Genomic DNA, 15,193 nt, shown 5'->3' on the forward strand with positions numbered 1-15,193 from the left:
GGCGCGGCGTGCACGTCCGCCCTGCGCAGGTCGATCAGAAGTGCATCTGTGCGCGCAGCTCGACGATCTCCGGCCGGGTGCGCACGCCGCGACGGCTGGCGTCGGCCTTCACGTAGTTGGCCTGGAACTTGAAGTGGCTGGTGAGGTACCAGTTGGCGCCCAGCGTCCAGTCGTGCTGGCGGCCACCGAAGACATCGGCGTCGTCCAGGTCCAGGCGGCTGTAGCGCGCCACCAGTTCGACCGCGCCGTAATTGTGGGCCGGCTTGATGTTGGCCACGGCGCCGGCACTGTACGGGCGGGATTCACCGGTGAGCACCCAGCTGGCCATCGCATACTGGCCGTGGCCGGTGTAGTCCGGCTTGCCCTCACGGGTAACGGTGGTCTGCAGGGCTTCGCCCTGCACCGAGAACGGGCCCCGGATCCAGATGCCTTCCAGGCCGGTGCGGCGGATCTGATCGGCGGTGGTCAGGGCGCCGGAGTCGACCAGGCGGATGTCGGTCAGGCCGGCTTCCGGGCGCGCGCGCAGGCGTGCGCTGGCCGCATGGTGCACGTCGCGGCCATCGCGGTAGCCGCGCGGGTTCTCCTGCGAATACGCCAGGCCCAGGTGGACCACGTCGCCAGCCGCCTTGAACGGGGTCCACACCGCGCGCACTGCCTGGGTGGTGCCGGGGTTGTCGCCCTGCAGGTCCTTGCCGCCGTAGGCGCCGGCCTGGAGCAGGTACTGCGGGCGTTCCAGCACCCATTCGGCACCGGTGCGGCGGCCTTCGTAGAACGCCTGCACGGGCAGAGCGGTCTCCAGGAAGCTGCCGGCGCGCGAGGAGGTGCCCGCATCCAGGCCAACCGGGGTCTTCATGTAGCCGACGCGGAAACGGCCGATGTCGCGGCCGATGAACGCCTTGCTCTCAACGCGCACGAACACGTCCAGCCAGGTATCGGCCTGGAAGTCGTAATAGACCATCGCGTCGTAGACGCCCTTCTTCTTCAGGGTGGCGCCGAACTCCTTGCGCCGCACCGCATCGGCATCCTCGATGCCGCTGCCGTTGGAGAAGTCGTTGAGGTCGTAGGCAATGTTCGCGGTGGCGGCCAGCTCGGTGCCGTCGCTGAAGGCCACTTTGGTCGGCCAGTTGTCCCAGTCCGCCGCAGTGGCGGCCACGGGCGCGGCGGTCAGGCAGGTCAGGGCGAGGAACAGGGGGGTCGGGCGCATGGGCATCGGCAATCTGAAAGGAATGGGGCAGAACAACAACGGCCGCAGACCGGAAAACTGTGGGGGAGGGCCCCGGCCGGTACGGCCACCCGTCGCCGTGGGGGCGCGGTGCCGGTGCAGTGTAGGCAGCGGCGGGAGCTGAACCGGGGGGCTAGTACCAATAGGTTATCTGCGTGGCGCGGACGGCGGCGTAAAAAGGCCACGCCCGATGCCGCCCGCTGCGGCCGGCCTCCTTCGTGATACAGCCGGAGCTTCCCATGCACGTTCCCACTTCCACGCCGCTCGCGGCCAAGCCGTTGCCGTTCTACCGCCAGCTGTACTTCCAGGTGGTGGTGGCGATCGTGCTGGGTGCCATCCTCGGCCACTACGAGCCGGCGTTTGCCGAATCGCTCAAGCCGCTCGGCGATGCCTTCATCAAGCTGGTCAAGATGATCATCGCCCCGGTGATCTTCCTGACCATCGTCACCGGCATCGCCGGCATGACCCACCTGCGCACCGTGGGCCGGGTGTTCGCCAAGTCGATGGCCTACTTCCTGTTCTTCTCCACCCTGGCGCTGGTGGTGGGCATGGTGGTGGCGCACGTGGTGCAGCCCGGTGCCGGCATGAACATCAACCCGGCCGACCTGGACCAGACCGCGGTCCACACCTACGTGGAGAAGTCGCACGAACTGACCCTGGTCGGGTTCGCGATGGACATCATTCCGTCCACCCTGGTCAGCGCCTTCGTCGAGGGCAACATCCTGCAGGTACTGTTCGTGGCCGTACTGTTCGGCATCGCGCTGGCCCTGACCGGCGAGAAGGGCCGCCCCGTACTGACCTTCTTGGAGGCGCTGACCGCCCCGGTGTTCCGCCTGGTCCATATCCTGATGAAGGCCGCCCCGATCGGCGCCTTTGGCGCGATCGCCTTCACCATCGGCAAGTACGGGGTCGGGTCGCTGGTCAACCTGGCCTGGCTGGTGGGGTCGTTCTACCTGACCGCCTTCCTGTTCGTGGCCGTGATCCTGGGCGTGGTCTGCCGCCTGTGCGGGTTCTCGGTGTTCAAGCTGGCCCGCTACCTGAAGGCCGAGCTGCTGCTGGTGCTGGGCACGTCTTCGTCGGAATCGGCACTGCCCTCGCTGATGGAGAAGATGGAGAAGGCCGGCTGCAGCAAGTCCGTGGTGGGCCTGGTGGTCCCGACCGGCTACTCGTTCAACCTGGACGGCACCAACATCTACATGACCCTGGCCGCGCTGTTCATTGCCCAGGCCACCAACACCGAACTGACCCTGGGCCACCAGATCGCCCTGCTGCTGGTGGCGATGCTCAGCTCCAAGGGCGCTGCCGGCGTCACCGGCGCCGGCTTCATCACCCTGGCCGCCACCCTGGCCGTGGTGCCGGAGGTGCCGGTGGCCGGCATGGCGCTGATTCTCGGCGTGGACCGTTTCATGAGCGAATGCCGCTCGCTGACCAACTTCATCGGCAATGCCGTGGCCACTGTGGTGGTCTCGCGCTGGGAGAACGCGCTGGACCGCGACCGTCTGGCGATGGTGCTCGATGGCCGCGAGTCGGAGCTGCCGCCGCTGGTCGTGGACGACCTGCCGGCGCCGCTGCCGGCCGCGGCCCACTGAGCCCGGTGATCTGATTGTGTGGTGCATGGTCGTGTCGTTCCTGCCGGGGCGGCACGGCCATGTTTTGTTCCCAACGTCGGATGCGCGCTGTCATCTGCGCGCGGCAGGCTGGCCTGCATACGCCGGCGAACGGCCGCCGCGCTGCGCTGGATTATGTGCGGTTGCAGCATGACCGCGACAGCGTAGCGACAGGTCCGGCCACGCCAACGGGGGTATGATCCCCTGTTCCTCTCGCCCATTCATCTGCAGAAAGCGATGTCCAACGAAGATTTCAAACAGGCTGCCCTCGATTACCACCGCATGTCGCCGCCGGGCAAAATCCGCGTCGCAGCGACCAAGCCGATGCTGACCCAGCGTGATCTGTCGTTGGCGTACTCGCCGGGCGTGGCACACGCCTGCGAGGCCATCATGGCCGACCCTCAGCAGGCCAGCGAACTCACCGCCCGCGGCAACCTGGTTGCGGTGATCTCCAACGGCACCGCCGTGCTGGGCCTGGGCAACATCGGCCCGCTGGCCGGCAAGCCGGTGATGGAAGGCAAGGGCGTGCTCTTCCAGAAGTTCGCCGGCATCGATGTGTTCGACATCGAGATCGATGAGAACGACCCGGACAAGCTGGTTGACATCATCGCCTCGCTCGAGCCGACCTTCGGGGGCATCAACCTGGAAGACATCAAGGCCCCGGAGTGCTTCATCGTCGAGCGCAAGCTGCGCGAGCGGATGAACATCCCGGTGTTCCATGACGACCAGCACGGCACCGCGATCATCGTCGGCGCCGCAGTGCTCAACGCGATGGTCGTCACCGGCAAGAAGATCGAAGACGTGAAGCTGGCCACCACCGGCATGGGCGCGGCGGGTATTTCCTGCGTCAACATGCTGGTGTCGCTGGGTCTGAAGAAGGAGAACATCCTCGCCTTCGACCGCGACGGCGTGATCCACACCGGCCGCAGCGACCTGGACCCGGAGAAGGCGCGCTACGCGCGCGATACCGACAAGCGCACGCTGGCCGAGATCGTCGACGGTGCGGACATCTTCCTGGGCCTTTCGGCCCCGGGCATCCTGACCGCGGACATGGTCAGGACGATGGCCAAGGACCCGGTGATCTTCGCGCTGGCCAACCCGACCCCGGAAATCATGCCGGAAGTGGCCCGTTCGGTACGCCCGGACGCGATCATCGGCACCGGTCGTTCGGACTACCCGAACCAGATCAACAACGTGCTGTGCTTCCCGTACCTGTTCCGCGGGGCGCTGGACGTGGGCGCCACCGCGATCAACGAAGACATGAAGATCGCCTGCGTGCACGCGATCGCCGCGATGGCACGCCGCGAGGCCAGCGACCTGGGGTCGGCCTATGGCGATGAGACCCCGAGTTTCGGCCGCGACTACCTGATTCCGCGCCCGTTCGACCGCCGCCTGCTGGTCGAGCTGTCGGCCGCCGTGGCACAGGCCGCGATGGATTCGGGCGTGGCGACCCGTCCGGTGGCCGACATGGGCGCCTACCGCGAGAAGCTGGCCCAGTTCGTCTACCGCACCAGCCTGATGATGAAGCCGGTGTACGACCGCGCGCGTTCGGACAAGCAGCGCGTGGTGTATGCCGAGGGCGAAGAGGAAGTGGTGCTGCGTGCGGTGCAGAACGTGGTCGACGAAGGCCTGGCGCAGCCGATCCTGATCGGCCGCCCCGACGTGATCGAATCGCGCATCGAGCGCATGGGCCTGCGCATGAAGGCCGGTGTCGACTTTGACATCACCAACATCAACGACGACCCGCGCTTCAACGATTACTGGCAGTACTACCACAACCTCACCGGCCGTCGCGGTGTGACCGTGGCGGCCGCCAAGAACCTGATGCGGTCGCGCCCGACGCTGATCGCGGCGGTGATGGTCGCGCGCGGCGAAGCCGACGCGATGCTGACCGGCGTGGTCGGCCGCTTCCACAAGAAGCTGGGCTATGTGCGCAGCGTGCTGCCGCTGGAGTCGAAGGTGACCTCGACCTCGGCCATGACCGGTGTGATCAACCAGCAGGGCGTGTTCTTCTTCGTGGACACCCACGTGCAGGAGGATCCGACCGCCGAGCAGATCTGCGAAGCGACCCTGCAGGCGGCCTACCGCATGAAGCTGTTCGGGATCGAACCGAAGGTGGCGCTGCTGTCGCACTCCAACTTCGGCAGCCACGATTCCAGGGATGCGCTGAAGATGCGCACCGTGCGTTCGCTGCTGCTCAAGCGCAATCCGCGCCTGAACGTGGATGGCGAAATGCAGGGCGATACCGCGTGGGACGAGGCGCTGCGCCACAAGCTGCTGCCGGACAGCACGCTGAAGGGCCGTGCCAACCTGTTCGTGCTGCCCAACCTGGAGGCGGCCAACATCGCCTACAACCTGGTGCGCGTGTTCACCGATGGCGTGGCGATCGGCCCGATCCTGATGGGCGTGGCCAAGCCGGTGCACATCCTGACCACCAGCGCGACCTCGCGCCGCGTGCTCAACATGACCGCCATCGCGGCCGTGGATGCGCAGATCCGCAAGCAGCTGGAGGCGGAGAAGAACGCGTAAGGCGTTCTTCCCACGACCGTTTGCCAGCGCGCGCCCTTCGGGGCGCGTTCTGGTTTCGCGCAGTGCCTCTGCCATACGCGCGCCGCACAGGCGTCACCCGCCTGCAACCTCCCAAGGGCCCAATACCCCCACGCGGCCCGGCCGTGGGGACGGTCCACGCGGCCGCCCCCACCCTGGGCCCGACCAGATCATCATTGGCCAGCCTGCGGAGCGGTGTCATGCGTCATCGAGAAACCAAGCGGTACTTCAAACAGCTGTTCGCGCTGTACGCCGGCCTGGTCGGCGCACGCTGACCTGGCAGGGCCGGCCGTTGGTCGGCGGCCCTCCGCACTGCCACCGATACCCTGGCGCGCGGATGCGCCCCGTCGACCGGCGGTGGGCGATGCCATCCCGGCCTCATCTGTCGATCCGGGCGTACTGCGCCCACAGCGCAGGCAACGCCAGGCCGGTCTGCTGCTCCCACAGGGCCGGTGTATACCGCCCGTCGCGCAATGCGCCGTCCAGGGCCTTCACCAGGCCCGGGTGTCGCGCCTCGCCCCACTTCAGAAACGCGCCGGTCACCCGGTAGCCGGTCTCGACGTTCTGCCCATCCTTCACCGTCGTCGGCAGCGCCCAGCCAGCGGCGGCATTGTCGCTGCCATAGCGGTCGCGCGCGTAGTCGGCGATGCCCTCCACCAGCCAGCCCGGCACGCGTTCGTTGGCGTACTCCGGATAGCCCTGCACGATGTGCATCGCCTCATGCGTGACCAGGTCGATGTCGTCGGGGTGTTTGGCCAGCCAGGCCGGGTTGATGGTGATGGTGGCCGCCTTTTCCCTCTCGCCAACGTACGCGATGCCGTCGTAGCCCGGATCGATCACGATGCGCACCTGCGCCGGTGCGCCGGGATGGAAGTCGGCCCGTTCGCGCACGTAGGCCGCGAAGAACGTCTCGATGATGCGTGACCGCACCGGGGCGGCCAGCGCATCTGATGGATCGCTGTAGGTCAGGGTCACACCCTCCCGGTGCTCGGTGGCGTCGAACGCGGTCGCATCGAACGCCCCCAGCGCCCCCAGCAGCAGGGTCGTGCCGGCCGCGTGCTTCAGAAAACCGGTCATGCCCATGCTCAGTGCTCCCCCATCGGTGCCAGAAGCTCGACCTCGGCCAGCTGCATCCGTCCCGGCGCGGCGATGCGCAGGCGGTACTCGGCGTAGCGGCCGGGTCTGCCGATGGCGAACGGCCGGGTCTGCTGCGCCCAGTCGAAGGCTTCGCCGCGTCGCTCGTCCAGCGTGGTCCAGCGGCCGCCGCTGCGACGCGCTTCCAGCGTCCATGCGCCGCCGCGGATCGGGCCGGTGCCGCTGGTCAGCGTGTACATCGTGGCAGCGCCATCGGCCAGCCCGGTGAGCACGATCGTCCCGGTGCCCACCGGCACGGTGGTGGCGGCATCGTCATCGATCAGGGCCGGCAATGCCGCGCCATCGGCGGTCTGCGCCTGTGCGCCGGCGCCCAGCAGGTCATGCAGCAGGGCAGGGCGCTGGCCACGCGCGGTGAGCGAGCGCGGCGCGTCGTCCGGGCCGGTTCCCCATGTCGACGGCGCCGGGCCCATCACGAAGTCGAGGGTGGCCCCCTTGGCGATCACCTCGTGCGGCACCCAGGTCTTCGTCCACGGCCGACCGTTGATCTTCAGTGACTGCACGTACACGTTGTCGCGCGAATTCTCCGGCGCGTTCACGGTCAGCACCGCGCCGCCCTGCAGCGTCACCTTGGCGTAGCGGAACAGGGGCGAACCGATCACGTACTCCGGCGCGCCCATGCGCAGCGGGTACAGACCCAGCGAGGCCAGCACGTACCACGCCGAGGTTTCACCGTTGTCCTCGTCGCCCGGGTAGCCCTGGCCGATCTCGCTGCCCACGTACAGCCGCGACAGGATCTCGCGCACGTGCTTCTGGGTTTTCCACGGCTGTCCGGCGTACAGGTACATCCACGGAATGTGGTGCGCCGGCTGGTTGCTGTGCGCGTACATGCCCATGCGCACATCGCGCGCCTCGGTCATTTCGTGGATGGTCCCGCCGTAGGAGCCGGCGAAGGCCGGGTCGGCGGTTTCGGGGGTGGCGAAGAAGGCATCCAGTTTGGCGGCGAGCCCGTCGCGCCCGCCGTACAGCGCGGCCAGGCCCTCGCCGTCGTGCGCGGCGGTGAAGGCGAAGGTCCAGCCATTGGATTCGGTGTAGTCGTGGCCCCACACGCGCGGGTCGTAGTCCTTGGCGTCCACGCGCCACGCACCGTCGGCGGTGCGGCCCTGGAAGAAGCCCGCCGCCGGATCGAACAGGGTGGCGTAGGTGCCGGCCCGGTGGCGGAAGTAGTCGGCTTCGGTGGCGTAGCGTTCGCGCGCGGCAGCGCTGCCCGCGCGACGGGACAGTGCCTCGGCCATGTTGGCGATGCCGAAGTCGTTGAGCGCCCCTTCCATCGTCCACGACATGCCCTCGTGCACGTCGGCACTGGCATAGCCGCGGAACGTGGAGCGGTCCATGCCCTTGCGGCCGACATGGCGGTCCGGTGGCACCACGGTGGCGTTCTTCAACGCAGCCGCGTAGGCCTCTTCGGGATCGAAGCCACCGATGCCCTTCAGCCACGCATCGGCAAACGCCACGTCCGAACTGGTGCCCACCATCAGGTCGGCATAGCCGGGCGAAGACCAGCGCGCGACCCAGCCGCCGGCGCGGTACTGCTCCAGGAAGCCCTGCACCAGCGCACCGGCATCGTCGGGGGTGAACAGCGCGTACGCCGGCCAGGTGGTGCGGAAGGTGTCCCAGAAGCCGTTGTTGACGTACACCTTGCCGTCGCGCACCGGCGCGAAGCTGCGCAGAGCGCTGCCGTCGGTGTTGTCGTCGGCGGCGCTGGCCTGGCTGGCATAGCGCCAGTCCGGCGCGGCGGCGGTGCCGGCGTTTTCATGCCCCGAGTTGGGGTACAGATACAGACGATAGAGGCTGGAATACAGCGTGGTCTTCTGGTCGTCGCTGGCATCGCCGATGTCGAAGGGTGCCAGGCGCGCGTCCCAGGCGTCCTGCGCGCGCGCGGCCACCCGCTCCAGGTCGTCGTCGGCGGCCAGCTCCAGCGCAAGATTGTGGCGCGCCTGGTCCAGCGAGATCAGCGAGGTGGCGATGCGCATGGTGACGCGCCGGTCGTGGTCGACGTCGAACTTGATGTAGCCGGTGGGGCGCCCGGTCTCGATGCGGCCGCTGCTGCGCCACGGGCGGTCGAAGCGGGCCACCACATACATGCGGGTGGCACCGTTGGACAGCCCGCTGCGCGTGTCGGTGTAGCCGGACAGGGTCTGGGTGGCGGCGTCCAGCGTCAGACCGCCACGCGCGTCGACATTGTCGAACAGCAGGTTGGCATCGCCCTCGGCCGGGAACTCGAAGCGGAACAGCGCGGCATGGTCGGTCGGCGCGATCGCAGCGGACAGGCCGTTGTCGAAACGCACGTCGTACCGGTACGGCCGCGCGCGCTCGTTGTCGTGGGAGAAGGTCAGCGCCCGTTTGGCGCGGTCGGCGACGGGCACGCCACGCGCGGTGGAGGGCATCACCTGGAAGGTCTGGCGGTCGCCCATCCACGGGCTGGGCTGATGGCTCAGGGCCAGCGCCTGCAACTGCGGGCGGTTGGACGCATCGTTCTGCTCGTTCCAGCGGTACAGCCAGTTCAACGCGCCGGCGTCGGTCACCGGGGTCCAGAAGTTGAAGCCGTGCGGTACCGCCGTGGCCGGGAAATTGTTGCCGCGCGAGAACGTGCCGTTGGCCTGCGTCCCGCGGGTGGTCAGCACCCAGTCCGACGGTCGCTGCGGCACTGTGCGCGGCTGCGCGTCCAGCACGATGTCATCGATCCAGCCCGACACCGGCGCGCCGTCCGCGGCGGCCACCTCCAGCTCCAGCGCCACCACGCGGCGCCCGCGCAATCCGGCCACATCGCCCAGCCGGACCGCCTTGCGCGCCCACTGCTGCGGATACAGGGTCTTCGAGTCGCCCTGCGCGCGGGCGCCCAGCGCCACGCCATGCTGGTCGCGCGCGGCGCTCGCCGAGACGCGTTGACCATTGTCCAGCACCAGGTCCAACGACACATACGTGGAGGCGACGGTGTCCTTGGCGACGATTTCCGGCAGCACCAGCCACGACAGCGTGGTATCGGCATCGATGGTCAGGTCGGTGGCGAACAGCCGCGTGCGTGCGGTACCGCCCGCACTGGTGTAGTGCAGCGCCCGCAGGCCGCTGTAGCCCACCCCGGCCTTAGCCGCGTACGGCGCGCGTGGTCCGTTGCCCACCGCAACCCGCAGCGTGCCCGCAGCGGCAGTGGCCGTCGGCGACGGCTGCCCGGCTTCGAACGAGGTCTGCAGGCCTTGGCCGGCGGCGGGGAACGCCGCAGCGGCGCAGGCCACGGCGAGGGCCAGGGGGAGGAGGGCGTGGCGGGGGGCGGACAGGGTCATGCAAGGGTCTCCCGAAAGGGCAGGCGGCAGGCAGGGCCCGCATCGGCGACCACGGCAGACAGCATCGCACCGGCCGCCACGGGGGCGGCCGAAGAGGCGATGCATGTCCGGCGGGGGACGGGCCATGCGATCGGGTGGTGGATCGGAACCGGTCCGATGCTGCAACAGGCGGACCCACCCTGACAAGTGAAATTAGTTCGATCTAAATCCGGATTTCGGCTGGAAACGGTGCCTGGTTGACAGTCGATTTGGATCGATTTAAAAAGGTCGGTCGGATGGGTCGGGCCGACATCACCGCCGCGTCACCGGCAGCGGCCCCGCGGCGCTCCAGGTGCTAGAATCGCGGGCCTCGCAATTCCTTTGTGTGTCCACGCCATGAGCCATACCGCCACCGCGCCCGCCAACGCCGAGAAGCGTTACACCGTGCACCGCAGCGACCTGCCGCTGAGCTGCCCGACGCCGGAAATGGCCCTGTGGAACTCGCACCCGCGCGTGTACCTGCCGATCGAAGACGAGCCCAAGGGCGAGGCCGCGTGCCCGTACTGCGGCTCGGTGTTCGTGCTCGCCGACTGACCGGCGCCAGCATCCGTGCGCCCCATGACCGTGGTGCAGCTGCTGCCGGCGCTGCACTCCGGCGGGGTCGAACGCTCCACCCTTGAGATCGCCTCCGCCCTGGTTGCCGCTGGCCACCGGGCCATCGTCGTGTCTGCGGGGGGGCGTCTGGTCGAGCCGCTGCTGGCCAGCGGTGCCGAGCACCTTACGCTGGACATCGGCCGCAAATCGCTGCTGACCCTCCGACACGTCCTGACCCTGCGCAATCTGTTCAACGAGGTCGGCGCGGACATCGTGCACGCGCGCTCCCGCCTGCCTGCCTGGCTGGGCCTGTATGCGGTGCGCAACCTGCCGGCCGCGCGCCGCCCGCACTGGGTCACCACGGTGCATGGGCTCAACTCACCGGGCCGCTACAGCGCGGTGATGACCAGCGGCGAACGGGTGATCTGCGTTTCCCGGTGCGTCCGCGACTTCGTCCGCCAGCATTACCCGGACGTGGACCCGCAGCGCCTGCAGGTGATCCCGCGTGGCGTGGACCCGGCGCAGTTCCCGCGTGTGCCGCGCCAGGACCGCCGCGCGCGGCTGGCCGTGGCGCAGGCACATCCCGCCCTGGCGGGCGAGGCGCCGCTGCTGCTGCTGCCTGGGCGCGGTACCCGTCTCAAAGGTCACCGCCATGCGCTGCAGCTGCTGGCGGGCCTGCACGCCGGCGGCGTACCGGCGCGGCTGTGGATGCCCGGCACCCGCGAACCGGGGCGTGAGGCGTACGTGGCCGAGCTGGAACAGCAGGCGCGCAGCCTCGGCGTGGCCGACGCCGTGCTGATCACCGCGCCCACCGCGAAGATCGCGCAGGCGTATGCGGCCAGCGACCTGGTGCTGCAGCTCTCCGACAAACCCGAAGCGTTCGGCCGCACCGTGGTCGAGGCGTTGTCGGTGGGCCGACCTGTACTGGGCTGGAACCACGGCGGCGTGGGCGAGCTGCTGCAGCACCTGCAGCCGTCCGGCGCGGTACCCTTGCACGACAGCGACGCATTGCTGGCGCAGGCCCGCCACCTGTTGGCGCAACCGCCCACGCTGCCGTCGCGTATTCCGTTTACCTTGCAGGCGATGCAGCGTGACACGCTCCAGCTCTATGCCTCCCTCGCCGGTTGAGCCGGCCCTGATGCCCGGTTCGCCGGCCTCCCGCGCAGGCCGTTGGGCGCCGTGGTGGGTGATCGCCTTTGTGGCGATGTGGCCGCTGCCCGGCGTCGCCGAAGGCGTGCTGGTGCTCGGCGCGCTGTATGCAGCCGTGCGCATGGTGCAGCTGCGGCTGGCCGGCAAGCAGCGCCTGCTCAGCAGCCCGGCGTGGGCGCTGACCAGCATCCTGTTCCTGGGGTACTGGCTGCCGCAGGCTTTTTCGGCATTCGATGCCATCGATCCGGGCACGGCCTGGCGCAAAACCGCAGCCGGGCTGCGCTATCTGCCGTTCATGTGGCTCGTCGCGATCGCGGTGGCCTCGCCGCAGCGCCGTGCGCTGACCCTGGGCGGCATCGCCACCATCACGGCGGTGTGGACTGTCGATGCGCTGGCGCAGGCCGCGCTCGGCACCAGTCCGCTGTTCTGGTCGCTGGACCAGCTCAAGTGGGCGGTCAGTGGGCACGGTCTGTGCTCGCCGCAGGAAATGGCGGCGGCGGACCGGCTCAGTGGCGTGCTGGGTCCGTGCAACCTGAAATTCGGCCAGGTACTGGCCAGCCTGTCCCCCTTCCTGCTGTTCTCCGCCGCCCGGCGAGCGGGGGTGTGGGGCTGGGCGCTGGCCGCCGCTGCCGTTGGCGCGGTGCTGGTACTGGCCGGTTCGCGCGCGGCCTGGGTGACCTACGGCCTGGTGCTGGTGTTCTCCGGTTGGCGCCTGCTCGGCGCCCGCGCGCTGGTGGCATGCCTGGCGGTCGGGCTGGTGGCGGCGGTGGCGCTGGGCCTGGGATCGACCCAGGTGCGCGAGCGGGTCGCGCGCACGGCGATGGCCTGGGAAGGCGAGGGCGATGGCATCAACCAGGCGCTGTCCGGCCGCGAACAGATATGGAGCGCCGCCGGCTGCATGATCCAGCAGCATCCCTTCAACGGCGTGGGCGCGCGCGGGTTCCGCGATGCCTATCCGGACTGCAATCCCACCCCGGAGCGACCGGAAGTGTGGGGCGATGGCCCGGCGCTGCACGCGCACCAGATCGTGCTGGAAATCCTCGCCGAAACCGGCGTGCTGGGCCTGCTGCTGTGGCTCGCTGCGGTCGCCCAGGCCTGGCGTGCCTGGCGCTTCGCGCCGCAGGCCGCACGCGAACGCGCGCGCCCGGCCATGCTGGCGCTGGCGGTCACGGTGTTTCCGTTCAACACCCACCTGGCGTTCTATTCCACCTTCTGGGGTGGCCTGACGCTGCTGCTGGCGGCGCTGTACGCCGGAAGCCTGCTGGCGCGGGATGAGACGGACGCCGGATCACGGTAGAAACGACCGTTGGTCGGCTCTACCGGTAGTAGTCGCTGCGGCCGCCCGGCTGGCGCTTGAAGCGGCGGTGGATCCACAGGTACTGGTCCGGTGCCTCGCGCACCATCGCCTCGATGGCCTGGTTCACGCGGGCGGTATCGGCTTCCACGTCGTCGCTGGGGAAGTTCTCCAGCGGTGCGCCGATCTTCAGGAAGTACTTTCCGCCTTCACGGCGATGGAAATACGGAATGACCGCGCAGCCGGTCATCCGCGCCAACTGGTGGGTTGCGGTGATGGTGGACGCGGTGTGGCCGAAGAACGGCACGAACACGGTGTCCTTGCCACGCATGTCCTGGTCGGGCGCGTACCACAGGAAGCCACCCTTCTTCAGGTGACGCACAGTGGCGCGGATGTCTTCGTTGGCATACATCGCCTTGGCGTAGCGCAGGCGGCCGAACTTCACCGCCCATTCGTACACCGGGTTGCGGTGCCTGCGGTACATGCCCGACAGGTCCACGTGGTCGCACAGCAGGCGCCCGCACATCTCCAGAGTCATGAAGTGGCCCGAGACCAGCAGCACGCCACGGCCCTCGGCCTGCATGCGCTGGAGGTGCTCCAGGCCTTCGATCTGCACCTGCGGCCGGATGCTGTCGATGCTGCCCCACCAGGCACGGGCAAACTCGAAGATGCCCACGCCGAGCGCATCGAAGCTGTCGCGCAGCAGGCGCTGGCGCCAGGCGTCGTCCTTTTCGGGGAAGCACAGCTTCAGGTTGACCTCGGCCGCGCGGCGGCGGCTGCCAGCCACCCGGTACGCCACCGTGCCGACGCCGCGGCCCAACGCGCGCTGCAGCCACCACGGCAGCCGCGCGACGGCGAAGGCGCCCAGCATCACGGCAAACATCGGCCAGTGGCGCGGATTGCGCAGGGACGGGCGGGTGGCGGTGGACGCGTTATCGGACATGCACCGATTCTAATGGATACGCCCTGGCGGGTGCGTCCACGCGGCCGCTGCGCGTGTCTTTCGCGGGGGGCTCCCGTATCCTCTGCGCATGCGTAAAAGCCCTGTCGAATGGATCCTGCGCGGCCTGTACTCGGTCGTGCTGTACCTGCTGCTGCCCATCACTGTGTACCACCTGGTGTGGCGCGGCTTCCGGGTGCGTGAGTATTTCCAGCGCTGGGACGAGCGCTACGCGTCCTACCCGCACTCCAGTGGCCAGCCGAGGGTGTGGCTGCACGCGGTCTCGGTGGGCGAGGTGAATGCCGCCGCGCCGCTGGTCAATGCGCTGCGCGCGCAGCGCCCGGACATCCGCTGGGTCATCACCACCATCACCCCGACCGGCTCCGAGCGCGTGCGCGCGCTGTGGGGTGATGCAGTGGACCACGTGTACCTGCCGTACGACGTGCCGGGCAGCGTGGGGCGCTTTCTGGGCCACTTCAAACCCAGCCTGGCACTGATCCTGGAAACCGAGCTGTGGCCGAACCTGCTGTTCGGCTGCCGTGACCGCCGCATTCCGGTGTACATCCTCAATGCCCGCCTGTCGGCGCGCTCGCTGCGCGGCTATCGCCTGCTGCGGCCGTTGATCGGGCGCGCGCTGCGCACCGTGACCTGCGTGGCCGCGCAGTCGGCCGACGACGCCGAGCGCTTCCTGCAGCTGGGGGCCACGCCGGAGCAGGTGCAGGCGCTGGGCAACCTGAAATTCGACATCGCCACGCCGAACGTGCAGGACTTCATCGCGCGTTTCCACGACCTGGTGCCGGCAGAACGCCCGGTATGGATTGCCGCCAGCACCCATGAGGGCGAAGAACAGGCCACCATCGACCTGCATCGCCGCCTGCGCGAGGCGGTGCCGGGCCTGCTGCTGTTGTGGGCGCCGCGGCATCCGGAGCGTTTTCCACGGGTGGAGGCGCTGGCCCGCGAGCAGGGCTGGAAGGTCGCCACGCGGCGCCAGCAGCAGTGGCCGCAGGCCGACACCGATGTGTTCGTGATCGATACCCTGGGCGAGCTGATGTCGTTCTACGGGTGTGCCCAGGTGGCCTTCGTCGGTGGCAGCCTGCAGGCGATCGGCGGGCACAACCTGCTCGAGCCCGCTGCGATGGGCACGGCCACGGTGACCGGCCCGCACCTGCACAACTTCGCCGAGATTTCCCGGCGCATGCGTGAAGCCGGGGCGGTGGTGATCGCCGAGGATGCGCAGGGCGTCGGCGATGCGCTGCTGACGCTGCTGCGCGATCCGGATGCGCGCGAGGACATGGCGCGGGCCGGGTGTGCGCTGGTCAGCAACGGCCGCGGCGCGTTGAAGCGCACGGTGGCCCTGATCGGGCCGGCACTGCCGCCGCCGCTGGAGTGAACGCGGCGCTGCGGCGGCTGTTCCAGGCCGGTCATTGC

10 protein-coding genes are annotated in these 15,193 nt (G+C 69.0%); 6 read left to right on the forward strand and 4 right to left on the reverse strand.

Annotated features, from left to right (window positions below; translation table 11 throughout):
* Positions 1-34 precede the first annotated feature (34 nt).
* Positions 35-1,204: a porin gene (locus tag OC534_RS01110; protein ID WP_017357311.1), complete on the reverse strand. Its 1,170-nt coding sequence runs from the start codon at positions 1,202-1,204 to the stop codon at positions 35-37.
* A gap of 257 nt (positions 1,205-1,461) precedes the next feature.
* On the opposite strand from OC534_RS01110, the gene OC534_RS01115 reads away from it, so the two are divergent.
* On the forward strand, positions 1,462-2,811 hold the full coding sequence (locus OC534_RS01115; protein WP_017357310.1) for a dicarboxylate/amino acid:cation symporter: 1,350 nt from the start codon (positions 1,462-1,464) through the stop codon (positions 2,809-2,811).
* A 255-nt stretch (positions 2,812-3,066) separates the two neighbouring features.
* Positions 3,067-5,358, forward strand: a complete 2,292-nt coding sequence (locus tag OC534_RS01120; protein ID WP_136002927.1) for an NADP-dependent malic enzyme — start codon at positions 3,067-3,069, stop codon at positions 5,356-5,358.
* A gap of 396 nt (positions 5,359-5,754) precedes the next feature.
* On the opposite strand, the gene OC534_RS01125 is transcribed toward OC534_RS01120, so the two are convergent.
* Together OC534_RS01125 and OC534_RS01130 are read right to left on the reverse strand one after the other, a co-directional pair.
* Positions 5,755-6,459 carry a basic secretory family protein gene (locus OC534_RS01125; RefSeq protein ID WP_262071232.1) on the reverse strand — a complete coding sequence of 235 codons (705 nt, stop codon included), beginning with the start codon at positions 6,457-6,459 and terminating at the stop codon, positions 5,755-5,757.
* A 2-nt stretch (positions 6,460-6,461) separates the two neighbouring features.
* Positions 6,462-9,809: a GH92 family glycosyl hydrolase gene (locus tag OC534_RS01130; protein ID WP_262071233.1), complete on the reverse strand. Its 3,348-nt coding sequence runs from the start codon at positions 9,807-9,809 to the stop codon at positions 6,462-6,464.
* 375 nt (positions 9,810-10,184) lie between these two features.
* Here OC534_RS01130 and OC534_RS01135 point away from each other — a divergent pair, with 375 nt between their 5' ends.
* From OC534_RS01135 to OC534_RS01145, 3 genes are read left to right on the forward strand one after another with little or no spacing between them, the layout of a single operon-like run.
* Positions 10,185-10,382: a zinc-finger domain-containing protein gene (locus tag OC534_RS01135; protein WP_136002930.1), complete on the forward strand. Its 198-nt coding sequence runs from the start codon at positions 10,185-10,187 to the stop codon at positions 10,380-10,382.
* Between the two features lie 15 nt (positions 10,383-10,397).
* A complete protein-coding gene (locus OC534_RS01140; protein WP_153164744.1) occupies positions 10,398-11,510 on the forward strand; it encodes a glycosyltransferase in 1,113 nt (370 codons plus the stop codon).
* Complete coding sequence (locus OC534_RS01145) at positions 11,491-12,828, forward strand: O-antigen ligase (protein WP_153164868.1); 1,338 nt, start codon at positions 11,491-11,493, stop codon at positions 12,826-12,828. The genes OC534_RS01140 and OC534_RS01145 overlap by 20 nt, the downstream gene beginning before the upstream one ends.
* Positions 12,829-12,847: 19 nt before the next feature.
* Here the strand turns inward: OC534_RS01145 and OC534_RS01150 are convergent, their stop codons facing one another.
* On the reverse strand, positions 12,848-13,768 hold the full coding sequence (locus OC534_RS01150; RefSeq protein WP_017355402.1) for an LpxL/LpxP family Kdo(2)-lipid IV(A) lauroyl/palmitoleoyl acyltransferase: 921 nt from the start codon (positions 13,766-13,768) through the stop codon (positions 12,848-12,850).
* An 88-nt stretch (positions 13,769-13,856) separates the two neighbouring features.
* Between OC534_RS01150 and waaA the strand changes: the two genes are divergently transcribed.
* Complete coding sequence (gene waaA, locus OC534_RS01155; RefSeq protein WP_017355401.1) at positions 13,857-15,155, forward strand: lipid IV(A) 3-deoxy-D-manno-octulosonic acid transferase; 1,299 nt, start codon at positions 13,857-13,859, stop codon at positions 15,153-15,155.
* Positions 15,156-15,193: the final 38 nt, after the last annotated feature.

It is taken from the genome of Stenotrophomonas sp. Marseille-Q5258, assembly GCF_946900935.1.
GTDB lineage: Bacteria > Pseudomonadota > Gammaproteobacteria > Xanthomonadales > Xanthomonadaceae > Stenotrophomonas > Stenotrophomonas nematodicola.